Origin of the sequence: Streptomyces sp. P6-2-1, from assembly GCF_050613165.1 — a bacterium.
GTDB lineage: Bacteria > Actinomycetota > Actinomycetes > Streptomycetales > Streptomycetaceae > Streptomyces.
Genome location: NZ_CP192513.1, coordinates 4652559 through 4678657, shown reverse-complemented (window position 1 = coordinate 4678657; position 26099 = coordinate 4652559). Strand labels below are relative to the sequence as shown.

At 72.0% G+C, this 26099-nt stretch carries 22 protein-coding genes and 1 riboswitch; of the genes, 8 read left to right on the top strand and 14 right to left on the bottom strand.

Annotated elements, in window-relative coordinates; translation table 11 throughout:
• Positions 1-74: 74 nt before the first annotated feature.
• Both ACQYWQ_RS20075 and ACQYWQ_RS20070 read left to right on the top strand, forming a co-directional pair.
• Positions 75-1049 (top strand): DNA cytosine methyltransferase, encoded by a 975-nt coding sequence (locus ACQYWQ_RS20075; RefSeq protein WP_431036343.1) that lies wholly within the window; start codon positions 75-77, stop codon positions 1047-1049.
• Between the two features lie 50 nt (positions 1050-1099).
• Positions 1100-2332 (top strand): DNA cytosine methyltransferase, encoded by a 1233-nt coding sequence (locus tag ACQYWQ_RS20070; RefSeq protein ID WP_431036341.1) that lies wholly within the window; start codon positions 1100-1102, stop codon positions 2330-2332.
• A gap of 12 nt (positions 2333-2344) precedes the next feature.
• Here ACQYWQ_RS20070 and ACQYWQ_RS20065 read toward each other — a convergent pair whose 3' ends face one another.
• From ACQYWQ_RS20065 to ACQYWQ_RS20055, 3 genes are read right to left on the bottom strand one after another with little or no spacing between them, the layout of a single operon-like run.
• Positions 2345-3217 carry a DUF6339 family protein gene (locus ACQYWQ_RS20065; RefSeq protein ID WP_431036340.1) on the bottom strand — a complete coding sequence of 291 codons (873 nt, stop codon included), beginning with the start codon at positions 3215-3217 and terminating at the stop codon, positions 2345-2347.
• Positions 3214-4182: a hypothetical protein gene (locus tag ACQYWQ_RS20060; RefSeq protein WP_431036338.1), complete on the bottom strand. Its 969-nt coding sequence runs from the start codon at positions 4180-4182 to the stop codon at positions 3214-3216. The genes ACQYWQ_RS20065 and ACQYWQ_RS20060 overlap by 4 nt, the downstream gene beginning before the upstream one ends.
• Positions 4179-6278: a helix-turn-helix transcriptional regulator gene (locus ACQYWQ_RS20055; RefSeq protein ID WP_431036336.1), complete on the bottom strand. Its 2100-nt coding sequence runs from the start codon at positions 6276-6278 to the stop codon at positions 4179-4181. The genes ACQYWQ_RS20060 and ACQYWQ_RS20055 overlap by 4 nt, the downstream gene beginning before the upstream one ends.
• Positions 6279-6599: 321 nt before the next feature.
• On the opposite strand from ACQYWQ_RS20055, the gene ACQYWQ_RS20050 reads away from it, so the two are divergent.
• Entirely contained in the window at positions 6600-6800 is a 201-nt protein-coding gene (locus tag ACQYWQ_RS20050; RefSeq protein ID WP_431036334.1) for a hypothetical protein, read from the top strand.
• Positions 6801-6866: 66 nt separating this feature from the next.
• Here ACQYWQ_RS20050 and ACQYWQ_RS20045 read toward each other — a convergent pair whose 3' ends face one another.
• On the bottom strand, positions 6867-7175 hold the full coding sequence (locus ACQYWQ_RS20045) for a hypothetical protein (protein ID WP_431036332.1): 309 nt from the start codon (positions 7173-7175) through the stop codon (positions 6867-6869).
• A 305-nt stretch (positions 7176-7480) separates the two neighbouring features.
• On the opposite strand from ACQYWQ_RS20045, the gene ACQYWQ_RS20040 reads away from it, so the two are divergent.
• Positions 7481-9271, top strand: a complete 1791-nt coding sequence (locus ACQYWQ_RS20040) for a discoidin domain-containing protein (RefSeq protein ID WP_431039265.1) — start codon at positions 7481-7483, stop codon at positions 9269-9271.
• Positions 9272-9483: 212 nt separating this feature from the next.
• Here ACQYWQ_RS20040 and ACQYWQ_RS20035 read toward each other — a convergent pair whose 3' ends face one another.
• The gene (locus ACQYWQ_RS20035; protein WP_431036331.1) at positions 9484-10395 is read right to left on the bottom strand and encodes an AraC family transcriptional regulator N-terminal domain-containing protein; all 912 of its coding nucleotides are present in this window, start codon (positions 10393-10395) and stop codon (positions 9484-9486) included.
• Positions 10396-10529: 134 nt separating this feature from the next.
• On the opposite strand from ACQYWQ_RS20035, the gene ACQYWQ_RS20030 reads away from it, so the two are divergent.
• Positions 10530-11327 (top strand): SDR family NAD(P)-dependent oxidoreductase, encoded by a 798-nt coding sequence (locus tag ACQYWQ_RS20030; RefSeq protein ID WP_431036329.1) that lies wholly within the window; start codon positions 10530-10532, stop codon positions 11325-11327.
• A 202-nt stretch (positions 11328-11529) separates the two neighbouring features.
• Here the strand turns inward: ACQYWQ_RS20030 and ACQYWQ_RS20025 are convergent, their stop codons facing one another.
• Positions 11530-13056 carry an MFS transporter gene (locus ACQYWQ_RS20025; RefSeq protein WP_431036327.1) on the bottom strand — a complete coding sequence of 509 codons (1527 nt, stop codon included), beginning with the start codon at positions 13054-13056 and terminating at the stop codon, positions 11530-11532.
• A gap of 303 nt (positions 13057-13359) precedes the next feature.
• Positions 13360-14916, bottom strand: coding sequence for a DUF445 family protein (locus tag ACQYWQ_RS20020; RefSeq protein ID WP_431036326.1), 1557 nt, complete (start codon positions 14914-14916; stop codon positions 13360-13362).
• 388 nt (positions 14917-15304) lie between these two features.
• On the opposite strand from ACQYWQ_RS20020, the gene ACQYWQ_RS20015 reads away from it, so the two are divergent.
• Positions 15305-16630, top strand: coding sequence for an SGNH/GDSL hydrolase family protein (locus ACQYWQ_RS20015; RefSeq protein WP_431036324.1), 1326 nt, complete (start codon positions 15305-15307; stop codon positions 16628-16630).
• A gap of 82 nt (positions 16631-16712) precedes the next feature.
• Here the strand turns inward: ACQYWQ_RS20015 and ACQYWQ_RS20010 are convergent, their stop codons facing one another.
• The 4 genes from ACQYWQ_RS20010 to ACQYWQ_RS19995 form a co-directional block, all read right to left on the bottom strand.
• Positions 16713-17399 carry a DUF1707 SHOCT-like domain-containing protein gene (locus ACQYWQ_RS20010; RefSeq protein ID WP_431039264.1) on the bottom strand — a complete coding sequence of 229 codons (687 nt, stop codon included), beginning with the start codon at positions 17397-17399 and terminating at the stop codon, positions 16713-16715.
• A gap of 70 nt (positions 17400-17469) precedes the next feature.
• The gene (locus ACQYWQ_RS20005) at positions 17470-18462 is read right to left on the bottom strand and encodes an ABC transporter ATP-binding protein (protein WP_431039263.1); all 993 of its coding nucleotides are present in this window, start codon (positions 18460-18462) and stop codon (positions 17470-17472) included.
• A gap of 126 nt (positions 18463-18588) precedes the next feature.
• Entirely contained in the window at positions 18589-19437 is an 849-nt protein-coding gene (locus ACQYWQ_RS20000) for an ABC transporter permease (RefSeq protein WP_431036323.1), read from the bottom strand.
• Positions 19430-20239 (bottom strand): ABC transporter permease, encoded by an 810-nt coding sequence (locus tag ACQYWQ_RS19995; RefSeq protein ID WP_431036322.1) that lies wholly within the window; start codon positions 20237-20239, stop codon positions 19430-19432. Before ACQYWQ_RS19995 ends, ACQYWQ_RS20000 begins: the two co-directional genes overlap by 8 nt.
• A gap of 220 nt (positions 20240-20459) precedes the next feature.
• Between ACQYWQ_RS19995 and ACQYWQ_RS19990 the strand changes: the two genes are divergently transcribed.
• Positions 20460-23558 carry a transglycosylase domain-containing protein gene (locus ACQYWQ_RS19990; protein WP_431036320.1) on the top strand — a complete coding sequence of 1033 codons (3099 nt, stop codon included), beginning with the start codon at positions 20460-20462 and terminating at the stop codon, positions 23556-23558.
• 475 nt (positions 23559-24033) lie between these two features.
• Here ACQYWQ_RS19990 and sugE read toward each other — a convergent pair whose 3' ends face one another.
• From sugE to ACQYWQ_RS19975, 3 genes are all read right to left on the bottom strand, one after another.
• Positions 24034-24354 carry a quaternary ammonium compound efflux SMR transporter SugE gene (gene sugE, locus ACQYWQ_RS19985; RefSeq protein WP_431036319.1) on the bottom strand — a complete coding sequence of 107 codons (321 nt, stop codon included), beginning with the start codon at positions 24352-24354 and terminating at the stop codon, positions 24034-24036.
• 34 nt (positions 24355-24388) lie between these two features.
• Positions 24389-24449, bottom strand: a riboswitch (guanidine-III (ykkC-III) riboswitch).
• 112 nt (positions 24450-24561) lie between these two features.
• Positions 24562-24864 (bottom strand): GroES family chaperonin, encoded by a 303-nt coding sequence (locus tag ACQYWQ_RS19980; RefSeq protein WP_050776883.1) that lies wholly within the window; start codon positions 24862-24864, stop codon positions 24562-24564.
• A gap of 156 nt (positions 24865-25020) precedes the next feature.
• Positions 25021-25350 carry a DUF3618 domain-containing protein gene (locus ACQYWQ_RS19975; RefSeq protein ID WP_431036317.1) on the bottom strand — a complete coding sequence of 110 codons (330 nt, stop codon included), beginning with the start codon at positions 25348-25350 and terminating at the stop codon, positions 25021-25023.
• Between the two features lie 231 nt (positions 25351-25581).
• Here ACQYWQ_RS19975 and bcp point away from each other — a divergent pair, with 231 nt between their 5' ends.
• Positions 25582-26061, top strand: coding sequence for a thioredoxin-dependent thiol peroxidase (bcp, locus tag ACQYWQ_RS19970; RefSeq protein WP_431036315.1), 480 nt, complete (start codon positions 25582-25584; stop codon positions 26059-26061).
• The last annotated feature ends 38 nt before the right edge of the window (positions 26062-26099 follow it).

The following is a 26099-nucleotide window of genomic DNA, read 5'->3' as shown; positions in this document are numbered from 1 at the left end:
GGTACGATGACACATCGGTTCGAACATCATGCGATCACGCCCTTCAGGGGTTGGGAGCGGAAGGCGGGAAGGCAGTGGGGACAGCGACGGCGATCGACCTGTGCGCGGGTGTGGGTGGGCAGGCGTGGGGCCTCGAACAGGCCGGGTTCCGCCTTGCCGCCGCCGTGGACGTGGACAGTGACTCCTGCGCGACGCTCAAGGCCAACCGCCCCCGATGGGAGGTGATTCAGGGCGACCTCAAGAAGATCGAACCCGTCGGGTACCCGAGCCTGGACCGGGCGGACCTGCTCGCCTGCGGACTGCCCAGAACCCCGTACACGATCGGTGGGAAGCAGCGGGGAACCGCCGATCCGCGGGACGCGCTCTCGGCCGTGCTGGACATGGCCTCGTTCGTTCGCCCCACAGCCCTCCTCCTGGAGAACATTCCTGCCTTCCTCACCTCCGACCGTTTCGCCGGGATGCGCCGGAAGGTGGGGGAGACGATCGAGGACCTCGGCTTCGTGTCGAGCACCGCCGTGCTCGACGCCACGGACTTCGGGGTTCCGCAGCGCCGGGCCCACGGCTTTCTGGTGGCCATGCCGCGTGAGCGCATGGCGCGCTTCTCCTGGCCCACGCCCTTGTCCGGCCCGTGCCCGACGCTCGGCGAGACACTTCGTGCCTCCATGGGCGCGCGGGGGTGGCCTGAGGTCGATGACTGGGCAGACGCGGCGAACGAGCCGGCGCCACTCATCGTGGGAGGCGCCACGGGACGCGGCGGAGCCGACCTCGGCCCCACCCGTTCGAAGGCGGTGTGGCAACGGTGGGACGTCTACGGCGGCAGCCTGGGCAACGAGGTCCCCGGCCCCGGGTTCCGCATCGACAGGGAAGCACCGGTCAATGAGGGGCTGGTGAGCCTCACCGTCCCACAGGTCGCCCTGCTGCAGGGCTTCACCCCCGAGTGGCGGATCGTCGGCCGCAAGACGTCCGCCTATCGGCAGATCAGCCAGACCACGCCGCCCCCCGTGGCGGCGGCAGTGGGTCGACAGATACTCTCCGCGCTCGGCCACTGATCCCCGGGTCCCCCTCATCCGCCTCCTGGCGCGCATTAAGCTTCCGTCTCATGTCCCTCACCACTGATACCGTGGCCGGCTTTCCAGCGACTCCGGCCTCCGCCGCCTCGGGCATCACTGTGGTCGACCTCTTCTCCGGGGCCGGAGGATTCTCGGCGGGCTTCCACGCCTACCGTCCGCACGGGGCCGTGCCCTCGCCGTTCCGGTCCCTGGCGGCCGTCGAGATGGATGCGGCGGCCGCGGCCACGTACGCGGCGAACTTCCCCGGTACGCACGTGAGCGCGATCAAGATCGAGGACTGGGACCCGACCCCGTACGAGGGCGTGGACGTCATCATGGGCGGTCCACCCTGCCAGGGGTTCTCCGGGCTGAACCGCGACGGCCTGAAGAGGCCCCCGAAGTCCGAGGACCCCCGGAACAAGCTGTGGCGCGAGTACGTCCGCGTGGTGCAGGCCATCAAGCCGAAGATCTTCGTGGTCGAGAACGTCGACCGGTTCCTGCGCTCACCGGAGTACGTGGCGCTGTCGGCCGCCACCGAGGACGGTGGCCCGCTCGCGGACTACCACCTCACGGAGAAGATCCTCAACGCGGCCGACTACGGGGTACCGCAGGCCCGCCGGCGCGCCATCGTCATCGCCACGCGCAAGGACCTCGGCGAGCCCTTGCAGCATCCGGCGCCCACGCACAGCCGCACCGCCGAGCAATTGGCGCTCGGAGAGGTGGAGAGGCAGCCGTGGGTCACGGTGTGGGATGCGGTTTTCGCACGTACCGCACGCGTCGGGCTCCGAAAGGATCTCGCCGATCGCGCCTCGGAGGTCCTCGGTACGACTCTCCCCGGCCCCTTCGTCGGCGCGGATCTGCACATCGGAAGAAATCCGACACCGCTCTCCCTCGCCCGCTACGAGGCGATTCCACCGGGTGGCAACCGCCACGACCTGGTCGGCCGGACAAGGATCATCAACGGCGAATCCGTCTACCTCTCGACAGAGAGCTGGGACAACCACACGTCGGGGTCCGGTGACGTCATGGGCCGCCTGCACAAGGACCGTCCGTCCGTCACCATCCGTACGGAGTTCTACAAGCCGGAGAAGGGGCGGTACCTGCATCCCACGAAGAACCGCCCCATCACCCACTGGGAGGCCGCTTTGATCCAGGGCTTCCCGGACACCTTCAAGTGGCACGGGTCCAAGATCCAGATCGCGCGTCAGATCGGCAACGCCGTCCCCGTCGGGCTCGGCCGGGCACTGGCGGAAGCGATCCATCGCAAGCTCGCGGAGGGTTGAGCGGCAGCACCGTCACTTCTCCCGCTTCTCCTTGCCCCGTACCGCGGCGTACGCGAACAGCTCCCCGAACCAGTCGGTGAGCGCCTCGACAGAGGCATCACGCACCCGGCCGTCCCGCGGTCCGCGCGGGAGGACGTTGTCGTAGCGCACCACACCCTCGCCCGCTTCTTCGAGCCACTCCGCGTACGCCTCGGAGTCCGGGGGCTCGTCGGGCGCGAGCGCCTCGTTGACGAGCATGGTGGCCGCGTTCGCCGCCTTGACCGCGGCATTGGTGTCACGCCCCGTACCCACCGTCCCCCGCGCACGGAGACGAAGAAGTGCCTGCGCCGCAGGCCGATGCTGGATCATCCGGAAACGCAGCGTCGTGTTGAGAATGTCCTGGTCGGAGCAGGCCAACTCCACCGGCGCGTAGTTGTCCCCGTCGCGGAACAGTTCGGCCGCCCACCACAGGCGCGAGAGCGCCTGGGTGGCCCAGGGTCCGGTGAAGCGGGCGATCTGCCCGACGGAGCCGTCCTTGCCACCCCACCGCCACAACACGTACTCGGGACGCAGACACAGTGCGAGGAAGTTCCAGAGCCCCGAGTCGGCCGCCTCGGCGCGGGTCAGGCGCAGGGTCCAGTGCAGTCGGGGAGCCAGCCAGGCATCGCTCTCGGTGGGCCGCCGACCGCCGAACCTGGCCTCGGCCTCCTTCAGCAACTCCGCCACCGGCTCCGCCGCCCAGCGAGCCCCACCATCACCTACGGGTTCGGCCCGGCCGAGCAGCATCGCGGAGGGTACGGGTTCCAGACCGCGCAGCACGGCCGGTGTGACCACCCGGGCCGCCACGGCATCGGGCAGCCGTCCCAGCCTGCCCGCTCCCGGCCCGTTCACCTCGGCCGTGCTCATGCCTTCCCCTCCTCGTCCCGCCGGCGCAGTGCGCGCACCGTCTCGTTCACCGTCCTCGGCACACGGGTGCGCCTGCCGACAGCGTGCAGCAACCGGGCCTGCAGGTCGGCCCCACCCTCCCCGCTCTGTCGGCGTTCGACCGCCTCACGGAGCGCGTCGTCCGGCGACATGTCGGGCCACAGATCGGGCAGCATGCTCCGCAGCACTTCCTCGTGCCAGCCTCCCGGCCACTCCGGTCGGTCGCCGTCCTTCACCGCGCCACAGGCGTAGAGCGCTGTGTGGAACAGTGCTTCCCACGCCTGCCCGGCGATCTGCGCGGCCAGAAGCTCCCGCACGACGCGCTGCTCCGCACCCGACGCCTTCTCGATGAGCGCGCGAAATCCCTCCAAGGAGGAGTTGAGGTACAGCACGGGCTCCCCCGCCTGCGCATCGACCATCCACGGATCGTCCCGGAACTCCTCCAGCGCCGGCGTGTCGGTGAAGTCCCTCCACACCATCTTCAGGGTGCGCTTGCGCGTGGGCCTGGCAGACTCGAAATCGACTCTCCAGGGCGCTTCCGCTCGCCCGATCAACCTGGCAGGGCCGTCGTCGAGATCGGCGGTGAACACGGCGTCCACCTGGCAGTGCCCGATGTGGTCGGTGCGATTGAGCACCGCGTCGCCCCGCCATTGCCCCGGCTTCTCGGCAGTCGCCGGAAAGGAGTGGTGCACGCGTGTGCGCAGGTTGGTCACCGTCAACAGACAACGGACGTTGCGCCAGGGGCCGGTGGCCAGCTCCCCCTCGTCGATGTGGACCTCCATCGTCAACCGCGCCTCGCGCCAACGCCTGTCGATGCCGTGCAGCGCCACGACGTTCTCGCGGTCCGAGACACGGGACAGGTCGACGGGCAGGTTGTCGAGCCGCACGCGCGAGGGCCGCAGCCGCACTTCTCCCACGAGTTGGGGGTGGGGGTAAAGGATCTTCACGCCGGAACCCCCTCGGCGACACGCGCGCGCGGCAGCTCGACCACGAGGGATGCAACCTGGGCAGGTACGGGGTGCGTACGCACATCCGTCAGACCCCTGAAGGTCGCGGAGCGCGCTCCCGCTTCGAAACGGAGATGGCCCTCCGGGGTGAGTTCGCAGTTCGATGCCGGGACGAGGAAGCCGGCCCAATCCACGGGTATGCCTCCGCCTTCGCGTGTGGCGAACGAAGCCGAGGGAGCCAGCACCCAGGGCGTCTCGCGTTCCGGAAGACGTACAGTCACCTCGATCCGCCAGGCGCCGGTGCCGGTGATCTCGCCGGTAAGCGCCCGCACCGTGGGGAAACCGACGGTGCGCTTCCTGCCGGCCGAGGCCGGGGACGCCTCGATCACGAGGAGATCTCGCAGCACGGCGGGGCCCTCCTCGCCCTCCTTGTCCGGGATCTCGACCCGCAACAGGTCACGGATCGCCTGCTCCGCCGCGGCTTTGAAATCCAGGACGCGTCGACGGGCTCCCCGTACGTAGGTCGCCGTGAGGTCGTCCGTGCCGGTCCAGTCGTCGTGCTCGGGCGGTTCGGAGGCCCGCAGCAGCAACTCGGCGTCCGTGACGTCCTGCCCCCGCCTGCCGGTGGCCGCGCCGGCGAGGAGCACTGCCTGGAAGGGGGTGTGGCCCAGCGGCAGGTCGCTGACCCTCTTGCTCTTCACAGCCATCCGCGTGGCGCGCATCATGGTCAGCCTGTCCGTGGGTTCGTCACCGTCGGCGGCGGGCGTGACGAGCAGTACCGCCTCGTGCGCTCCTGCCCCCTTGGCCGGTGGATCGCCCTTGCGTCGGGCCAGCTCCAGCGGAACGCTCAGTTCCACGACGTCGGTGCGTGCGGTGAGACGCTGGACGGTGCGGCCGTCGAGGAACGCGCGTACGGCATGCGCCTTGGCCGGAGCCGCTGCGTGCGGGTCGATCTCCGTGCGCGCCTCCACGAGTTCCCCGTTGCGCCATGCCTCCACGGAGGCACGCAGCAGTGCCGGACGTTCTTCGCCCGCGACCATGGCCGCCCAGAAGTTGGCCCCCAACTCCTTCACGAGCCGCTGGTGCATCTCGTCGAGTTCGGCGCTGACTCCCGATCCGTCGTAGGCACCGACGACGAGGAAGGAGGTACCCGGCAGACCGCTCTCGCGTTCCAGAAGGAGCTCGCGTGCGGATGCCTCGTCGGCCCACCAGGACCGGACGGAGCTTCCCCTCTCCTGGTCGCGTACGCCGAACCAGGCCGGTCCGGCGTACTCGGCCCCGTCGTCCGACACATGCCACGGCAGCTCCAGCCGCCCGGCGAGACGGCGTTCGGTGCGTCCCGCCTCCTGCTCGGCCAGGGTGCTGTTCACGAGGACGAGCCCGAACCTGCTCGCCGCCCAGAGTGCGGCCTTGCCGAGCCCGTAGGACCCGCCCTGAGCGCCGGCCTTGCCGCTGTCGAGAGTGCGGCGGACGACGCGGGCGAAGCGACCGTCGTCATACTCCGGGCCGGTGAGTCCGTTGGCGTTGTAGTCGTCCACGCGCAGGAGGTGAAGTCGTTGTGTTCGCTCCAACTCCGCGAGACCGTCTGCCAGTACGCGACCCGCCTTCTGCGAGCGATCGGCCGCCGCGTCCAGGTGCGGCCTGAGCAGGTCCCAGCGGAGGGAGTCGAGGAACCGCTGCAGGGCGGCTCCGCTGAGTTCGTGGAGTACGTATCGGGCCAGGACGGGCTCGCCGGGGACGAGTTGTTCGTCGAGGCTGTTCTGGGTGGCCTCACGCGCGAGGACGCCCAGGTCGGCCGTGAAGGCGAAGGCCGCGGCGTTGCCGCCGCTGCGACTGCCATCGGTCGGGGCGGGCTGGAACACCCATTCCGCCTCGCCCCGGTCCGCCTGGGGAGCCCGCCGCTCGACCGCGTCGATGGTCGGCACGCCAAGGGCCCTGGCCACCTGCTCTATCTTGGCCAGTCGCGGCACGGAACGCCCCTTCGTCCACGCGTTCACGGCAGCAGGGGTGACATCGGCGGCCTCGGCGAGTTCTCGCTGAGTCATCCCCTTCTGCGCCAGTTGATCGTTCAGCCACTCGCTGAAGTCCCTGATCACTCCCGCCCCACTTCATCGCTCGCACCGGGCCAAAAGTTAACCAAGCGCGGTTCGATTAACCTAACTGATTCGCATTCACGGCAAATTCAGACATAAGCCCCTTCCGTCGACCTACTCTTCCTCGCGCAGCTCAAGTCAATCACGTCGCACGGGCGTTCGTGTACGCTCCGGGACAACGCGCGCCTCACGGGGCGCCGAGGAAACGACACCCGCGAACACTGCGGAGCGGCGGGGGAACGGGGACGGAGGCGGGCACGACAACCCCGCTCGACGAGCGAAACGGATACGTCAAAAGTGGCTTTATTTATAGAAAGGCATTAAATGCCCGACTTTGCGCAGCGTGAAAGCGCCCGGCCCGAGTGCACGGAGCCCGGCACCTCCGTCGAGTACACGGTGAGCGTTCGGGAAGGCCGGCACGTCGCCCTGTCCGCTCTCATCGGCACGGACGGGGTCGTCACGAGGTTCGAGGGCTCAGGGATCGTGGAGATGGCGCACCAGTTCACCAAGCCTCCCACCGCCTGATACGCGTGATGGGTGGCCTCCCCGGGGAGGCCACCCATCACGCGTACGCCCTGCGGCGAGGAGCGCTCAGCCCTTCCGCTTCCTGTCCGCCATGATCCATGCCGCTCCCGCCGTGGCCGCCGTGACGACCGCTACCGAGGGCCAGGCGCCGAGTTTTTTGGCGAGGGGGTGGGAGGCGCCGAAGGCGGTGAGGTAGGTGGCGGTGAGGGCGGTGGCGGTGCGGGGGGTGGTGGTGCGGCGCCACTGGAGGTGGGTGACCGTGCCGGCGGCGGCGAGGACCGCGCCGCCCAGGCGGCGGTTCTTGGTGAAGCGGGCCGTGGCGTAGCCGCCGAGGAGGCCGGCGGCGGCTATGGGGGCGGAGGGGAGGGTGGGCATCGGGTGACCTCCTGGGTCGGTGCGGTGGTGGATGTCTGCTTTGTTCAGTGTTCGAGGTTAGTCCTGGGGGTCCGGGGGTCCGGTCCCGGGTGCGGGGGCGGGGGGCGCGGGGAGAGGGTGCCGGTTCCCCAGAGAATTTGCGTGTTGGCATCGGAAAGTTGTGGCATGCAGTCATGAATTTGCGTACCGCCGTCTTGTCGGTGGGTCGCGGGGGTCGTACGGTCACCGGCGGAGCCCGAGCCGCCGCGTGCTCTCCCCGCAGGTCCCCCACCGCCGAGCCGCATTGCGAGGAACGCATGTCTGACATGCCCATGTCCGCATCAGTGCCCACGCCCGCGCCCCCGTCCGAGACCGCGCACGAGCCCGCCACCGCTCCGTCCTCCGGTCTGCGCCGCCGCACCTTCGTCGCCGGCACGCTGGTCGCGGGCGCCGTCGCCGCGGCGGCGGGCGGCACCGCGCGTGCCGCCGAGGACGCTCCCGCCGCCGCGCCCCTCGCCTCGCCGCCCGGGGACGTCGTCGGCAAGATCACCGTCGGCTATCAGGGCTGGTTCGCCTGCTCGGGCGACGGCGCGCCCATCGACGGCTGGTGGCACTGGTCGCAGAACTGGGGCCAGCCGCCGTCCCCGAGCAACACCGCGATCGTCAGCTGGCCCGACGTGAGCGAGTACGCGCACACGTACCGCAGCGCGTATCCCGCGCTCGGCAACGGCAAGCCCGCGAACCTCTTCTCCTCCTACGACCAGCAGACCGTGGACACGCACTTCCGCTGGATGCGCGAGTACGGGATCGACACCGCCGCGCTCCAGCGCTTCAACCCCAACGGGGGCGAGGGTGCGACGCGCGACGCGATGGCCGAGAAGGTGCGGCTCGCGGCCGAGGAGCACGGGCGCAAGTTCTACATCATGTACGACGCCACCGGGTGGACGAACATGCAGCCGGAGATGAAGGCCGACTGGCTGAGCAAGATGAGGGCCTACACGGACTCCTCGGCGTACGCGTACCAGAACGGCAAGCCGGTGGTGGGCATTTGGGGCTTCGGCTTCAACGAGCCCAATAAGACGTGGTCCGCCGAGGTCTGCCTCGACGTCGTCAACTGGTTCAAGGACCAGGGGTGTTACGTGATGGGCGGGGTGCCGACGCACTGGCGGCGCGGCGTCGAGGACTCGCGCGCCGGGTACATGGACGTGTACCACGCCTTCGACATGCTCTCGCCGTGGATGGTCGGGCGCATCGGCTCGGTCGCCGACGCGGACAACTTCTACGCGAACGTCAACACCCCCGACCAGGCCGACTGCACCGCGAACGGCGTGGACTACCAGCCGTGTGTCCTGCCGGGGGATCTCCAGGGCGGGGCGCGGGCCCACGGGGACTTCATGTGGCGGCAGTTCTACAACATGAAGCGCGTCGGGGTGCAGGGCATCTACATCTCGATGTTCGACGAGTACAACGAGGCGAACCAGATCGCGAAGACCGCGGCGACCGCCGCCGACGTGCCCGCGGGCTCCGGGATCAAGGCGCTCGACGAGGACGGCACGCCCTGCTCATCGGACTACTACCTCCGGCTCACCGGTGACGGCGGGAAGCTGCTCAAGGGCGAGATCCCGCTCACCGAAACACGGCCCACGCCGACCGTCGTCGGCAACGGCGGCGGCGAGCCCGAACTCCCCACCGGTGACCTCGCCCTGCTCCGCGGGGCGACCGCGAGCGGGCAGACCCAGGGCTACGGGCCGGGCAACGCCGTGGACGGTGACCCGCGTTCGTACTGGGAGAGCCCCAACAACAGCTTCCCGCAGTGGATTCAGGTCGACCTGGGCGAGAGCCGGCCCGTCCGCAGGCTCGTGCTCTCGCTGCCGCCCGACACGGCCTGGGAGAAGCGGACGCAGACCGTCGAGGTACTCGGCTCGGCCGACGGCTCCGCCTTCACCTCGCTCTCCGCACCGGCCGGACGCGTCTTCGACCCGGCCAAGGACGCGAACAGCGTCACGGTCACGCTCGCCTCGACGGCGAACGTCCGGTACGTACGGGTACGGATCACCGCCAACACGGGCTGGCCCGCAGGGCAGTTGGCGGGACTCGCGGTGTACGCGACGAGCTGAGGCGAGAGGGTAAGGGGCGGGTACGGAGCGGGCGGTACGTACGCGGACGGGGCGGCGCCGGACACGTACCGCCCGCCCGGCGGCCGCACCCTCCGGCCGCCGGCCGCCCGCCCGCGTACCGCCGCCCCGCCTGCCGTCCGTACCGCCTGCCGTCCGCCCCGCGGCCCCGCGCACCGCCGCCGTCGCCCCGTCTCCCCTCGCCCGCCGCCGCCTCAACTCCGCCAGTCGCGCAGCTCCTCGCGCGCGCGGGCCGCGTCGGCGGCCGGTGAGTCCCCGTACACCTGGCGGTAGTCGCGCGAGAAGTGCGGGGCGCTGCGATAGCCGACCGCCGAAGCGGCGCGCGCCGCCGCCTCGCCGCGCACGACCATGCGGTGGCGCGCCTCGCCGAGGCGGAGCCGCTTGAGGTACTGCATCGGCGTCATGGACGTGGCCCGTTTGAAGCGCCGGGACAGGGTCGCCCTGCTCGCGCTCACCTCGGCGGCGAGGACGTCGAGCGTCCACGGCTCGGCCATGCGTTCGGTGAGGAGACGCACGGCGCGGGGCACGACGGGGTCGTGCGCCCCGATGGCGGCGAGGACGCGTGGCGCCTGCGCGGTCCCGAGGAGACGCAGCACGGTCTCGCGCGCGAACTGCGGGGCCAGGAGACGGATGTGTTCGGGCTCGTCGAGGAGCCCGAGCAGGCGGGCGAAGGCGTCGGCGAGCGCGGGGGTCCAGGTGCCGAGCCGGTCGAGCGGTTCCGCCGCGCCGCCGTCGGCGGGCCCGCCCGTACGGGGCGCCGCCGCCGCGACCTCCGTGACGAGGGCGGGATCGAGCTGCCAGCGCGCCGACAGGAACCCGTACCGCTCGTCCGTCGCGACGACGCCCGAGAGGACGGGCAGGTCGACGGGCGTGATGAAGAACCGCTCGGGGCCCCAGACCCGGTCGTCGTCCCCGACGACCGAGCGCTTGCGGCCGGCGAGGACGACCGAAAGCGACGGCGTGTACCGCTGGTAGGCGAGTCCGCGCGGGATGGTCCGCAGGCGGCTGAGCCGGAGCCCGAGCCGCTCCGCCGTCGCCTTGTCGTCCGCGCGCCGCGCCACGACGTCCGCCGCGCGGCCGAGGCTCCGGGCAATCGCTTCGTCCATGCGCCGACCGTATCCGGGCCGCACGCCGTATCCGGGCACCCTCCCCCGCCGTGCGGGGGCCGGTGGCGTGATCCGGCAAGCCGATGAGCGGTTCAGGCAAGGGAAGCGTGGGCCTGGGGGGAAAAGCTGGAGGTATGCGTACGAACGAAGAAATCCTGGCATCGCTCCCCTCCGACTCCGCCCTCTCCGGGCGCACCGCGCTGGTCACCGGCTCGACAGGGGGGATCGGTGAGGCCGTCGCGCGGGTCCTGGCCGCCTCGGGCGCCGAGGTCCTCGTGAGCGGCAGGAACGCCGGGCGCGCGCAGGGGGTCGTGGACGCGATCACCGCGAGCGGCGGGCGCGCGCACGCGCTCACCGCCGACCTCGGCGCGGCGCCCGGCGAGATCCGCGCCTTCGCGGAGCGGGCCGAGGAGACTCTCGGCGGCCGGGTCGACATCCTCGTCAACAACGCGGGCGTCTACCCCGGCTTCCTCACTCCCACCGTCACCGACGAGGAGATGGAGGCACTGTGGGCGACGAACGTCCGCGCCCCGCACGTCCTCGTCGCGACTCTCGCGCCGCGCATGGCCGAGCGCGGTACGGGCGCGATCGTGAACCTGGGCTCGTGGATGGCGCGGGTCGGGGTCCCCTACAAGGCGCTGTACCCGGCGACGAAGGCGGCGGTCGAGCAGCTGACGCGCGCGTGGGCGGCCGAGTTCGGGCCGCACGGGGTACGGGTCAACGGCGTGGCCCCCGGCGCGACGGCGACGCGCGGCACAGCGGCGAGCGCCGATTCGCTCGCGGAGATGACGAAGGGGACCCCGGCGGGCGAGCCCGTGCGGCCCGTCGACATCGCGTACGGGGTGCGGTACCTCGTCTCGGACGAGGCGGCGTTCGTGCACGGCACGACGCTCGACGTGGACGGCGGTATCGCGGCGACGCGGATGCGGTGAGGGGGCCCGGGGGGCTCAGGGGCTCGGGGGCCCGGGGGGCTCGGAGCCCCGGGGGGGGGCTCGGTGGGCTCAGGGGCGGGGGCGCTCGGGGCGCTCGGGGGAAGGAAGGGCGGCCCCCGTACCGGTCGGCGCACCCAGCTCCCGTACCGGTCGGCGCACCCGGCCCCCGTACCGGACCGGCCGGCAGCCGCCCCCGTACCCCCTACGCCGCCTTCTGCGGCTGTTCCGTCTGCGAGAGCGGTGCCGCGATGTCCTCCAGGCCGCGGCCCTCGGCATCGACCGCGAGGAAGGCGGCGACGAGTCCCGCGGCGCACATGAGGCCCGCGCCGATCGAGAAAGCGAGCGCCGTGTCGCCCGGGACGCCCGACTCGGTGAGGTCGGCGAAGATGAGCGGGCCCGAGATACCGCCCGCCGCCGTGCCGATCGCGTAGAAGAAGGCGATGGCCATCGCGCGGGTCTCCATCGGGAAGACCTCCGAGACGGTGAGGTACGCGCTCGACGCGCCCGCCGAGGCGAAGAAGAGGACGACGCACCAGCAGGCCGTCAGGGTCGTCGCGTTGAGCGAGCCCCGGTCGAAGAGCCACGCGGTGAGGAAGAGCAGGATGCCGGGGAGGATGTACGTGCCCGCGATCATGACGCGGCGGCCGATGGTGTCGAAGAGGTGGCCGAGGACGAGCGGGCCGACGAAGTTGCCCGCGGCGATGACGGCGAAGTAGTAGCCCGTGTGGCCGCTCTGGACGTCGTAGAACTTCGTGAGGATCGCGCCGAAACCGAAGGTGATCGCGTTGTAGAGGAAGGCCTGCCCGATGAAGAGCGACAGGCCGAGCACGGCGCGCTTGGGGTAGTGCGCGAAGACGGTCTTGGCGATGAGGCCGAAGCCGACGCTCTTGCGTTCGTGGATCGTGATCTCGCCCGCCGGGGACGGCAGTTCCCTGCCCTTCTCGGCCTCGACCTCCTTCTCGACGCCCCCGACCAGGCCCTCCGCCTCGTCCCCGTGCCCGTGGATGAACTGCCAGCGCGGGCTCTCCGGGACGTGCCGCCGTACGAGGAGGATCACGAGGCCGAGCACGACGCCGAGCGCGAACGTGAGCCGCCAGCCCACGTCCTTCGGGAAGATGCCCGTGTTGAGCGCGAGGATCGAGAGGAGCGCGCCACCGATCGCGCCGAGCCAGTAACTGCCGTTGATGATGAGATCGACGCGGCCCCGGTACTTCGAGGGGATCAGCTCGTCGATCGCCGAGTTGATCGCCGCGTACTCGCCGCCGATGCCGAAGCCGGTCAGGAAGCGGAAGAGGAAGAACCACCACGGCGAGAAGGAGAGCGCGGTCATCGCGGTCGCGCCGAGGTAGACCGCGAGCGTCACCATGAAGAGCTTCTTGCGCCCGAACTTGTCCGTCAGCCAGCCGAAGAAGAGCGCGCCCGAGCACGCGCCCGCGACGTACAGCGCGGCTCCGAGCCCGGTGACCTGCGCGGACGTGATCGGCAGTCCTGACCCCGGCTCGGAGAGACGGCCCGCGATATTGCCGACCGTCGTCACTTCGAGGCCGTCGAGAATCCACACGGTGCCGAGGCCGATGACGATCATCCAGTGCCAGCGGGACCAGGGCAGGCGGTCGAGCCGGGCGGGGACGGACGTGGTGATCGTGCCGAGCCCCGAATGGCCGGGGGCCGCGATGTCGGCCGCGTCGTCCGGCTCCCCGGAAGCCCGCTCATCGGAAGGCTGGGCCATGATCCGGTACCTCCTCGTGAGCGGCGGCCGCGACGGGTGCGCGGTCGCACTCTGCGCCGGGTGCCCGCACGGCGCACGCTCATACGGGGCGGGGGGAGGCCGACCGGGTGGCGACGGGGACCGGGTGGGCGCACGAGGCGGGGCGGTACGGGGACGGGCACCCCGGGGTACGGGGACGGGCGCGGTACGGGGACGCGCACCCCGCGCGGTACGGGGACGGGCGCGGTACGGGGAGGGGCACCCCGCGCGGTACGGGCACGGGCGCCCGGTACGGGACGGCCGGGCGCGCCCGTACGGGGCCGGTCAGGCCCCCAGCGCGTGCGAGACCGTGTAGATCACCAGGCCCGCGAGGGAGCCGACGACCGTGCCGTTGATGCGGATGAACTGGAGGTCGCGGCCGATGTTCGCCTCGATCTTGCGCGAGGTGTGCTCGGCGTCCCAGCCCGCGACCGTGTCGGTGATGAGCGAGGTGATCTCGGTGCGGTACGTCGAGACGACGTGGACGGCGGCGCCCTCGACCCAGCCGTCGACCTTCGCGCGCAGCCTGTCGTCCGCGCTCAGGCGGCCGCCGAGCGAGAGGAGGGCGCTGCGGGCGCGCAGGCGCAGTTCGCTGCGTTCGTCCTCGGCGGCGGCGACCATCATGGCGCGCACCGTGCCCCACACCGTCGCGATGAGGTCCTGCACCTCGGCGCGGCCCAGGATGTCGTTCTTGAGGCGCTCGACGCGGGCGCGGGTCGGGCCGTCGGCCTGGAGGTCGGCAGCGAAGTCGGCGAGGAAGCGGTCGACGGCGTCGCGGGCGGGGTGGTCGGGCATGTCGCGCATCTCGGTGACGAAGCGGAGCAGTTCCTTGTAGACGCGCTCCCCGATGCGCTTGTCCACGAAGCGCGGGGTCCAGCCGGGGGCGCCGCCCTGCACCGCGTCCATGACGGAGTCGCGGTGGGTCACGAGCCAGTCGTGCGCGTGCACGCACACGAGGTCAACGAGCTTGCGGTGCCCGCCCTCGCTCACGAGGCGCTCCAGGAGCCGCCCGAGCGAGGGCGCGACCTCCGCGCTCTTCGCCCGCCGCGTGATCGCCTCGCCGACGACGGCCTGCACGTCGCTGTCGCGCAGCACCGTGAGCGCCCCGCGCAGCGCCGTCGCGGCCTCGGCCGTCACGCGGTCGGCGTGCGCGGGCTCGGCGAGCCACTCGCCGAGGCGGCGCCCGATGCCGATCCCGCGCAGCCGGTCCCGTACGACGTCACCGGAGAGGAAGTTCTCGCCGACGAAGCCGCCGAGCGCGGCGCCGAGCTGGTCCTTCTTCTGCGGGATGATCGCGGTGTGCGGGATCGGCAGCCCGAGCGGGTGCCGGAAGAGCGCGGTCACGGCGAACCAGTCGGCGAGCGCGCCGACCATCCCCGCCTCGGCGGCCGCGGCGACGTACCCCGTCCAGGAGCCCGCGCCACGGTGACCGAGCCACGTCGCGAGCGCGTAGACGACCGCGACGAAGAGCAGCAGCCCGAGCGCGAAGGACTTCATGCGCCGCACGCCCCGGCGCTTCTCCAGGTCGGCGGGGGTGAGATCGACGGGGCTGCGGGCACCGCCGAGTACGCGGGCGACGGAGCCTCTACGGGGCGGGACGCCCGGGTCCGCGGGGACGCCCGGGCCAGCGGGGAGGCCCGGGTCCGTAGGAGCGCCCGGGTCCGCGGGGACGCCCGGCCCACTCGGGGCACCGGGACCGGCGGGGACACCCGGACGCGCGGGGCCGCCCGAACCCCTGTCGGCGCCCGGACCCCTGTCGGCGCCCGGACCCGTACCGCCGTCCGCTCCCGCCTCCGGCTCCGTACCGCCGCCGCTCGCCGGCCCCCCAGAAGCTCCGCCCATGCCGTCCTCCGCTCCCGCTCCGCGTCCCGGTTCCGGCCCGGGTCCCGCTCCCGCTCCGCGTCCCGGTTCCGTTCCCTGGGCCGGGTCCGCCCCCGTGATTTTCGCCTCACCCTCCTCCTGCGTCCCCATCGCCCCGCCGCCCTTCCCTCGCCCTCGTGGCCGGTCACTGCCTGCTGTCGCGGGCCCGGGCGCATCGCCCGGAGCTGGGCTTCGGGGGCGCGGGGGCCGTTCCCCATTGTCCCCGTCCCGTTCGCCGGGGGAACGGATCTGCGATTCCCGGCGTCTGTCGGGACGAAGGGCGCGCACAGCCCGACCCCCACCCATGTCGCATCATGGGATGGTCCGACCGGAGCCTCGGGCTCCCGCTGTCCGAGGAGAAACCCCGCACATGACCAAGCGTCACGGTTATGGCGTGCTCGCCGCCGTCACAGCCCTCGTGGTGCTGTGCTCGACCGCGATCTTCCTGCTCGTGACCGGCTCCGGGCGGAGCAAGAACGAGGACACCGTCACCGCGGCCCCGCGCGCCGCGCGCGGCTCGGCCGCCCCGGCCTCTTCGGGCACCTGGGTCGGTACGTGGTCGGCGCCGCCGAGCGGGGCCGAGCCCGGCACCCTGATCGACGGCCTCGCCGGCCGCTCGGTGCGCAACGTCGTGCACACGTCCGTCCCCGGCGAGGCGACGCGCGTCACGCTCTCGAACCTGTACGGGCAGCAGCCGCTGTCGATCACGAGCGCGACCGTCGCGCTCGCCGCCGCGCCCGGCAACCCGACCGCGGCGGCGGGGACGCTGCACCGCCTCACCTTCGGCGGCGGCACCACCGTCGTCATCCCGGCGGGCGGCCAGCGGGTGAGCGACGCGGTGCGGATGAGGGTCCCCGGCGACGCGGACCTCCTCGTCACGACGTACTCACCGCTCGCGAGCGGCCCCGTCACCTTCCACGCGCAGGCCCGCCAGACCAGCTACCTGGCCGAGGGCGACCGCACGACCGACCCGGACGGCGCCGCGTACACGGCGCAGTCCGCGTACTGGCGGTACGTCACCGCCGTGGACGTCCTCAGCCACCGCCTCGCGGGGACCCTCGTCACGCTCGGCGACTCGCTCACCGACGGGCTGCGCTCCACGAGCGGCGCCAACCACCGCTGGCCCGACCGCCTCGCCCGCCGCCTCGCCGCCGAGCAGGGCGCCCCGCGCTACAGCGTCGTCAACGCTGGTATCAGCGGCAACCGCGTCCTGCTCGCGGGAACGGGCCGCCCCGCCGACAACCCGGCCGCGCTCGACCGCTTCGACCGCGACGTCCTCGGCCGCTCCGGCGTCAAGGCCGTCTTCATCGACCTCGGGATCAACGACATCCTGCGCGCCCCGCAGCAGTACGACGCCCAGCGGATCGTCGACGGGCTGCGCGAACTCACCGCGCGCGCCCACGCCAAGGGGCTGCACGTCGTCGGCGCGACGCTCATGCCGTTCGAGGGGCACCGGGGGTACACGCCGCGCGGGGAGCAGACCCGGCAGGCGGTCAACGCGGCGATCCGCGCGGGGAACGTCTTCGACGCCTACGCCGACTTCGACCGGGCCCTGCGCGACGCGGCGCACCCGGGACGGCTCGCCCCCGCCTACGACTCCGGCGACCACCTGCACCTCAACGACGACGGCTACCGCCGGATGGCCGAGGCGGTGAACCTGGCGGACCTGAAGGGGGCCGCGCCCGCGCAGTTGTGAACCACCGGGGCCCCGCCCAGGGGCCCCACCCGCCCCGCCCGGGGGCCGCACCCGCCCCGCCCAGGGCCCCGCTGCTCGCTCCTCAGTCCTCCCCGGTCTCCGGCCGGGAGCCGCCCCCGGAGGGACCGAGCTGCTCACGCCGCTTCTTCTCGCCCTTCCGCCGCTTGCGCTGGACCCCCACCCCGCCCATCAGGGCGAAACCCGTCACCGTCACCTGCGGCGAGTCGGGCGGGCCGTCGAAGAGCTGGTCGCCGCCGAAGCCGCCCATGATGCCGAAGCCCGTGACCCGTACCCGCAGCTCGGGCGGGACCACGACGCCGATGCCGCCCCAGATCGTGAAGCAGCGGATCACCGTCTCGCGGTCCTCGAAATCGGCCTCGCGCAGGTCGATCTCGCCGCCGCCCCACATCGCGAAGGCCGTGAAGACCTTCCCGACCACCCAGCGGCCCCTGCGCGCGAAGCCGCCGAAGAGCGCGAAGGCCCCGCGCGAGGTCGCCTCCGCGCCGACCCGCCCCACCCGGCCCGTCCCCTGGGCGGGCGCCACGCTCCCCGCGCCCCCCGTGCTCTCCGGCAGGTCCCGCGTGAGCGGCACCAGCTCCCCGTACGTCCTGGCCGCGTAGGCGGCGCCGAGCCGCGTGTCGAACTCCTCCATGTCGATGCGCCCCTCGGCGACGGCCTCGCGCAGGCGCTCGGCGACACGCTCCCGATCGGCGTCCGAGGCGCGCAACTCCCCCTGGGCGAGCGGCACATCCGCGCGCGCTTTGGTCATATCCGTTTTTCTGGGCGGAAGTTCGGCCCGCTCGTCAGTCATGCGACCAGCCTACGAGGTGACCGCCGCCCTACGAAGCGACCGCGTCGCTCCTCCCTCGCGCGTACATCCGCGCGATGACGGACTCGATGTCCGGCTCCCGCACCGAGAGATCGGCGAGCGGGTAGTCGGCCGCGATCCGCGCCACGAGCGGCGCGGCCGAGGCCCCGGCGGGGAAGGCGAGCCACTGACGCGGCCCCTCGACCCGTACCGTACGGGCGCCCGGCACGTCGACCGCGGGCAGCTCACGCTCCAGGTCCAGGACGAGCATCCGTTCGCTCTCGCCCTGCGCGTGCAGCGCCGCGAGGTCCCCGTCGTGCACGAGCCGCCCGTGGTCGATGACCATCACCCGCGAGCAGACCTGCTCGATATCGGTCAGGTCGTGCGTCGTGAGCAGTACGGTCGTGCCCTGCTCCGCGTTCAGCTCGCGCAGGAACTCGCGCACCCGCGCCTTCGAGAAGACGTCGAGCCCGATGGTCGGCTCGTCCAGGTACAGCACGTCCGGCGAGTGCAGCAGCGCCGCGCCGATGTCCCCGCGCATCCGCTGCCCCAGCGAGAGCTGCCGGACCGGTACGTCGAGCAGGTCGCCCAGCTCCAGCTGCGCCACGCAGCGGTCGAGCGTCTCGCGGTAGCGCGCGAGCGGCACGTCGTACAGGTGCCGCACGAGCCGGTAGGAGTCGATGAGCGGCAGGTCCCACCACAGCGTCGTGCGCTGCCCGAAGACCACCCCGATCCGCCGCGTCAGCGCGAGCCGCTGCCGCGAGGGGTCGAACCCGGCGACCCGCAGCCGGCCGCCCGAGGGCGTGAGGATGCCGGTGAGCATCTTGATCGTCGTCGACTTTCCCGCCCCGTTCGGCCCGATGTACCCGACCATCTCGCCGCGCCGCACCCGGAACGAGATGCCGTCGACGGCCCGCACCTCCCGCTTCTCGTACCGCAGGAACGCGGTCTTCCGCCGGAGCGTGAACTCCTTCCGCAGGTCGTCGACGACGATGACGTCCTCGTCCCCCGGCTCGCTCTCCACCACCTGTTTCCTTCCTTCCGTACCCGTAGCGTGCCCGTACCCGTACCCGTGCCCGTGCCCGTATCTGTGTCCGTGCCCGTACCTGTGCCCGTGCCTGTGCCCGTGCCCGTGGGCGCCACGTCTTCCTCAGCTCCCCGTCGAGCGGTAACCCCGCAGCCCCGCGCGCCACGCGAGCCCCGCGAGCGCGAGCGCCACGACGGCGACGAACGGGGGCAGCAGCGCGCACCAGGCGGGCAGCCCGAGCGGCGCGGGACGGCCCAGGAGGTACGCGCCGGGCACCCAGTTGACGAAGGACAGCGGCAGCACGAAGGTCACCGCGCGCACCACTTCCTTGGCGAACACCGTCGGCGGGTACTGGAGCATCGTCTGCCCGCCGTACGTGAACGCGCTCTCCACCTCGGCCGCGTCCGTCGCCACGAACTGGAAGGCCGCCCCCGCCACGTACACGGCCGCGAAGATCGCCGCCCCGCTCAGCACCGCGTACGGGACGACCAGGACCCGGCCCGCGTCCCAGTCGATGCCCGCCGCGCACAGCCCGTAGACCAGCACAGCGAGGCCCTGCACGGTCCGCCCGAGCCTGTTGAGCGAGAAGCGGTCGGCGGCGACCTGCGCGAGCACCGGGGCCGGGCGGACGAGCAGCGCGTCGAGCGTGCCGTCGCGCACCCGCCTGCCGAGCCGCTGCGTCGAGCCGATGAACAGGTTGCACAGCCCGAAGGAGACCGAGGAGAGCCCGTACAGGACGGCGAAGTCCGCGAGACGGTAGCCGCCCAGCGCGTCGACGTGCGAGAACATCAACAGGATCACGACGAAGTCGAGGCCCGTGATCGCGGCCTGCGCGAAGACGTTCAGGACGAAGGAGAGGGGATACGCGAGCATCGAGCGCACCCACATCAGGCTCACGAGCCGGTACGCGCGCAGCCCCGCGCGCAGGGCGCCCCGCTCCCGTACCGCCGTGTGGCCGTCCGTCTCAGCCACCCTGGACCACCACCCTGCGTGTCGCCGCGGACTGGAGGACACGGCCGAGAGCGAGCAGCAGCACGGCCCAGCCCGCCTGGAAGCCGTACACGCCGAGCAGCTCGCTCCCCTGGTACGTACCGAGGAGCACATCGGCGGGGACCTGCACGAGCGAGGACCACGGCAGCGCGCGGGCCACCTCGCCGAGCGCACCGGGGAACACGTTGAGCGGCAGCGCCATCCCCGAGAAGAACATCGCCACGAAGGCGTGCAGCCCCATGATCCCCTCGCCGTGGAGCAGCCAGAACGCCGCGAGCCCCACGAGATACCGCAGCGCGAAACTCACCACGACCCCGAGCAGGATCGCGCACAGGAAGGCCAGCCAGCGCACGGGCGAGGACGGCACCGCCAGGTCGAAGAGCAGGGCGCCCGCCGCGAAGGGCACGATCCCCCGCCCGAGCAGGTGGAACCCCGCCCGCCCGAGGTCCCCGGCGAGCCACCACGTCTGGAGATCGACAGGGCGGTAGAGGTCCACGGCGATGTCGCCGCCGCGGATACGGTCGATCAGCTCGGCCTCGAACCCGTTCCCCATCACCATCGACGTCATCAGGATCGCCTGCCCGATCCACACGTACGTGAGGGCCTGCGGGAGCGTGTAGTCGCCCAGGTGGGGGCGTTCCTGCCACAGCGCCTGATACGTATAGGCGAGAATGACGCCGAACACCGTGTTGGTGAACACCCCGGCGAAAGTCGCCCAGCGGTACGTCGCGTAGCGGCGGAACCCACCGGCAGCGACTGCCGCGTAGAGCCGAACGGTGCGCACGACACCTCTCTTTCGGTGCGGATTTTCCGCGCGAATGGTGTGGATTCGGCCTCTCGGGCCAAAGTCACGAGCCTAGAGGGGAGCCGTACACGCGCGCCACGCGTTTTACACGGGGGAGGAATCACGAGCCGCAGAGGCGGGCACCGTGTTCCGACCGCCCCGCGCCTCGGTGCGTACGTGGGCACCGGGTGCACGAAGCGAAGCAGGAGTTCCGCACAACATGACCGACGAGCCGCAGCAGCACGGCGACGGCGACCACACCGGGGACGGTACGACATCCCGGCCGGAAGAGACCGGGGCAGCCCGGCGCGACGAGGGGAACGAGGGCACGGAGGGAAGCGGCGGGGAACGGGACAGGGAGAAGGGCGGCGACAGCGGCGAGAAGGCGGCGCGCAAGCCGGGCGAGGCGAAGCCGGGCGCCGTGAAGCCGCAGCCCGAGGGAGTCGAGCCGGACGGCGGGAAGTCCGACGGCGCGAAGGTCGACGGCGCGAAGGTCGACGGCGCGAAGTCCGACGCGGTGGAGCCGGACGGTGAGGGCTCGGACCGTACGAAGCCTGACGGCAAGGAGTCCGGCGGTACGAAGCCTGACGGCAAGGCGCCCGGGCGTACGAAGCCTGACGCCGTGAAGCCCGGGAGAGCCGAGCCCCCCGCCGCCGAGACCGCCGCGGGCGCGAAGCCCGGCCGGGACGCCGGGCCCACCCCGGCGGACGCCGAGCACACCGCGCACGCCGGGCCCACCGCAGACGACAAGCCGGCCAAGCCCGCCGCCGACGCCAAGCCCTCCCCCGCCGATCCCCCGAAAGAGATCCCTGCCGAACGCACGACCCAGCTGCGGGTCCCCGGCGACACCCCGCGCCCCAGGAAAACCCCGAAGACCGGCCCCGCGGCCGCCGCGGCAGGCGCCACCCCCGCGGGCCCGCCCGGTCCCCCGCCCCCCGGCGACACCAACGCCACCGCCCTGTCCACGGGCGACGGCGACGGCGAGGAACCGCCCAGGAAGAAGGGCCGCAAGTCCCGCAAGCGCAAGGGCTGGCGCCGCCTCTTCCCGACCTGGCGCATGACCCTCGGCGGACTCGTCCTGCTGATCCTGCTCCTCGGCGGCGCCTTCGCCGTCGGCTACGCGACCACCGACATCCCCGAGGGCAACCAGGACGCCCAGCTCCAGAGCAACGTCTACTACTACGCGGACGGCACCCTCCTCGCCCGCGACGGCACCGTCAACCGCGTCAACGTCAAGCTGAGCGACATCCCCAAGCCCATCCAGCGCACCGTGCTCGCCGCCGAGGACCGCGACTTCTACAGCGAGTCCGCCGTCGACCCCGCGGCCATGATCCGCGCCGCGTGGAACACCGCGACGGGCAAGGGCAAGCAGTCGGGCTCGACGATCACGCAGCAGTACGTCAAGAACTACTACCTGGACCAGGACCAGACCGTCACGCGCAAGGCGAAGGAGTTCTTCATCTCGCTCAAGCTCGACCGCGAGAAGAGCAAGGACGAGATCCTGGAGGGCTACCTCAACACGAGCTACTTCGGCCGCAACGCCTACGGCCTCCAGGCCGCCGCACGCGCGTACTACGACAAGGACGTCGGCGCCCTCACCGTCCCCGAGGGCGCCTACCTCGCCTCACTGCTCAACGCCCCCTCCGCGTACGACGTCGTCGCCTACCCCGAGAACAAGCGCGCCGCCGAGGCCCGCTGGTCCTACGTGCTCGACGGCATGGTCAAGCAGCACTGGATGACGAAGGCCGAGCGCGCGCGGGCGACGTTCCCGACGCCCAAGCAGCCCACGAGCACCAATTCCTCGCTCTCCGGGCAGCGCGGCTACCTCGTCGAGGCCGTCAAGAACTACCTCGCCGAGAACGGCATCGACAAGAACCACCTCGCCAACCAGGGCTACCGCATCACCACGACGCTCAGGAAGAGCAACCAGGACGCCCTGGTCGATTCGGTCAACGACAACCTCGTCGACAAGCTCGACAAGAAGAACCGCCCCGCCGACCGCAACGTCCGCGCGGGCGCCGTCTCCATCGACCCGAAGACCGGCCAGGTCCTCGCGATGTACGGCGGCATCGACTGGGTCAAGCAGTACACGAACAACGCGACCCGCGCCGACTTCCAGGTGGGCTCCACGTTCAAGCCCTTCGTCTTCACCTCCGCGCTGGAGAACCACTCCACGACGCAGAGCGGCGAGACGATCATGCCCGCCACGATGTACGACGGCACCAGCAAGCGCCCCGTCAAGGGCAGCGCCATCCCCTTCAGCCCCGAGAACGAGGACCAGCGCGACTACGGGCAGATCCCCGTCAGCGTCGCCACCGACAAGTCCGTCAACTCGGTGTACGCGCAGATGGCCGTCGACGTCGGCCCCGCGAAGGTCAAGAAGACCGCCGAGGCCCTCGGCCTCGCCAAGGGCACCCCGTCCCTGGAGCCGTACCCCTCGATCGCGCTCGGCACAGCGACCCCGAGCATCCTGCGCATGACCGAGGCGTACGCGACCCTCGCCAACCACGGCAGGCACAACCCCGCACAGCTCGTCCTCAAGATCACCGACCGGGACGGCAAGCGGGTCGAGCTGCCCGGACGCCACTCCACGCAGGCCGTCAAGCGCGAGGCCGCCGACACCACGACGTCCATCCTCCAGAGCGTCGTCGAGAAGGGCACCGCGATGGCCGCCCGCGGCGCGGGGCGCCCGGCGGCGGGCAAGACCGGCACCGCGGAGGAGGACACCGCCGCGCTCTTCGCCGGGTACACCCCCGACCTCGCGACGGTCGTCTCCGTCATGGGCCAGGACCCCAAGACCGCCAAGCACGTCCCGCTCTACGGAGCGCTCGGCGTCGCCCGCATGAACGGCGGCGGGCCGCCCACCGAGATCTGGGCGCAGTACGTCAAGCAGGCGCTCAAGGGCACGAAGGCCCACGACTTCGACCTCAAGCTCGCCAAGGGCGCCAAGCGCAAGCCCCCGGTCTCGCAGGCCCCCAGCAGCAGCACCAGCCCTGACACGGGGACCGGCCGGAGCAGCCCGCCCCCGTCGGCCCCCGCCGACGACCAGAACGGCACCGGCGAGCAGAACGGCACCGGCGCCACGGGCAGCACGCCCCCCGGCGGCACCGCGACACCCCCCGGCGGCGGCGAACCGACCGGCGGCGGCACGGACCCGGGCGGCGACAACACCGGCACCGGGCCCGGCGGCACGGACCCCGGCGGCGACAACACGGGCACCGACCCCGGCGGCACCGACCCCGGCGGCGCGAACGGCGACCCGGGCGGCGGCGAACAGCCCGGCGGCGGCACTCCGGGCGGCATCCTGGGCGGCGGCTGAGAGCGCGGGAGCGGGCGCCGTCCACCCGGACGGCGCCCGCTCCCGTACCACTGTGTGCACACGGCCTGATCACCTGGGACGTGCGCGTTCCCGAGGTGGCCCGACGACGAAGATCCGCCTCGTGACCGAGCAGGCGCAGAGGCCGCCGGCCCTGCGGATCACCGCGGGCCACCGCCACGACAGCCCGTGGTGCCGGCCCGCCCCTGCCGACCGGGTACACGAGCGCCAGAAGCTCGGCTCCCGGGGCGACGTGCTGGTCGCAGCCCTCAACGAGCGGCGGTGTCCAGCGCTTCCGGGTCCGGCTCCAGGCGTGGAATGTGTGGTCGCCTCCAGGGCCGCCCGGCCGGTCGCTACCCGCTTCACCGGCGCCTTCTCGTGGGCGTAGCCGAAGGGGAGGGGATACGCGCCGACACCGCCCGGGACGTGTCCGACGATCCCCGGCACCGCGCGGCAGACGGGAATTGCCGGACCGGCCTCAGTGACCCGACGTGACCTTCAGTCCCACCACCGCCACCACGAGCAGCGAGACGAAGAAGATCCGCGCGGCCGTCGCGGGCTCGCCGAGCACCACCATGCCGAGCACGGCGGCGCCCGCCGCGCCGATCCCGACCCACACACCGTAGGCCGTGCCGATCGGCAGCGTCCTCGCCGCGTAGGCGAGCAGCAGCATCGACGCCGCGATCCCGGCGCCCGTGAACAGGCTCGGCACGAGCCGTGTGAAACCGTGCGTGTACTTCATCCCGACGGACCAGGCCACTTCCAGCAGACCCGCGACGATCACAGCGATCCACGCCATGACGGGGCACCTCCGAACGAAAGAGCGCGAACAGGGTGCGTCGTCTTTCGTGACCCGGTACGGCGCGTCTCGTCGGGATGCCTCCGAGGCTAGCAACACCGAGGGCCCCGGGCCGGTGACTCCTGTCACCATCCCGGGGCCCTCAAGACGGGCGTCCCAAACGCGGGCGCCAGAGACGCGGGCGCCGGAAACGCGGGCGTTGGAGATTCAGAGGTACAGCCCCGTCGAGTCCTCCGCGCCCTCGAACCTGTCGGCGGCCACCGCGTGCAGATCCCGCTCCCGCATCAGGACGTACGCGACGCCCCGCACCTCCACCTCCGCGCGGTCCTCCGGGTCGTAGAGGACCCGGTCCCCCGGCTCCACCGTCCGCACGTTCTGCCCGACGGCGACCACGCGCGCCCAGGCGAGCCGCCGCCCCACGGCGGCCGTCGCTGGAATCACGATCCCGCCGCCCGAGCGGCGCTCCCCCTCCGGGTTGTCGCTCCGCACCAGGACGCGATCGTGCAGCATCCTGATGGGCAGCTTGTCGTCGTGCACCTGCGCGTCGTGGGCCTGGTTCGTGCCGTGGTTCTCGCTCACGCCAGGAAATCTAACCCGGGGCCCCGCACGGCCGGTACGGAACCCCGGTACCCGGGGCACGGAACGGCGCCGGGCCCCCGGATCGCTTCACTTCTTCCTGCTCCTGCGCCCCGAGGCCACCACGAGCCCGACCACGCCCACCGCGAGCAGCGCGACCGGCACGATCCGCTCCGGGCGCGGGCTGCCCTCCTCGTCCACGAACCGCGCGCGCACCCCGCTCAGCGCGCGGTTCGCCTCCACGTACGCCCGCCCGAGGGTCTGGTCGACCTTCCCCCTCGCCTTCGCCTTGGCATCGCCCACGATCGTCTTCGGGTGCACACGCACCCCGATCTCGTCGAGGGTCTCGGCCAGCAGCACACGCCGGCGCCTGATGTCCGCCTCGATCTCCGCAGGGGTCCTGGCATCCGCTTCCGACACCGCGTTGCCTCCGTCGTCGTGTCCCGGGGCCCTTGATCGGGGACACCCGTCGCTCCTGTGCACTCTCCGCACCCCTGCTCGGGGCCCGTAGCACGACAGTCTGTCAGCTGTACGGGCCGCGCACCCCTCGGCACCCCCTGTACGGGCCCACGCGCGCGCCGGGCCCCGCCCGCGCGCTGGCTTAGGCTCGGCGATGTACCCCGTGAACCACCCCGGAAACAGGAGCACCCCATGAGCGAGCGCCTTCAGCCCGGCGACCCCGCCCCCGACTTCACCCTTCCGGACGCCGACGGCAAGGAGATCTCGCTCTCCGCCCATCGCGGACGCAAAGTGATCGTCTACTTCTACCCCGCCGCGCTCACCCCCGGCTGCACCAAGCAGGCGTGCGACTTCACCGACAACCTCGACCTGCTCGCGGGCGAGGGCTACGACGTCATCGGCGTCTCGCCCGACAAGCCCGAGAAGCTCGCCAAGTTCCGCGAGAAGGAGAACCTGCGGGTCACGCTCGTCTCCGACCCGTCGAAGGCGGTCATGGAGGAGTACGGCGCCTTCGGCGAGAAGAAGCTCTACGGCAAGACCGTCACCGGCGTCATCCGCTCCACGATCGTCGTGGACGAGGAGGGCAAGATCGAACGCGCGCTCTACAACGTCAAGGCCACCGGCCACGTCGCGAAGATCATCCGTGACCTGGGTCTCACCGAAACCGCCTGAAACCGGGCACGATCGTCACTGTCGGTAGCCGATCCGCT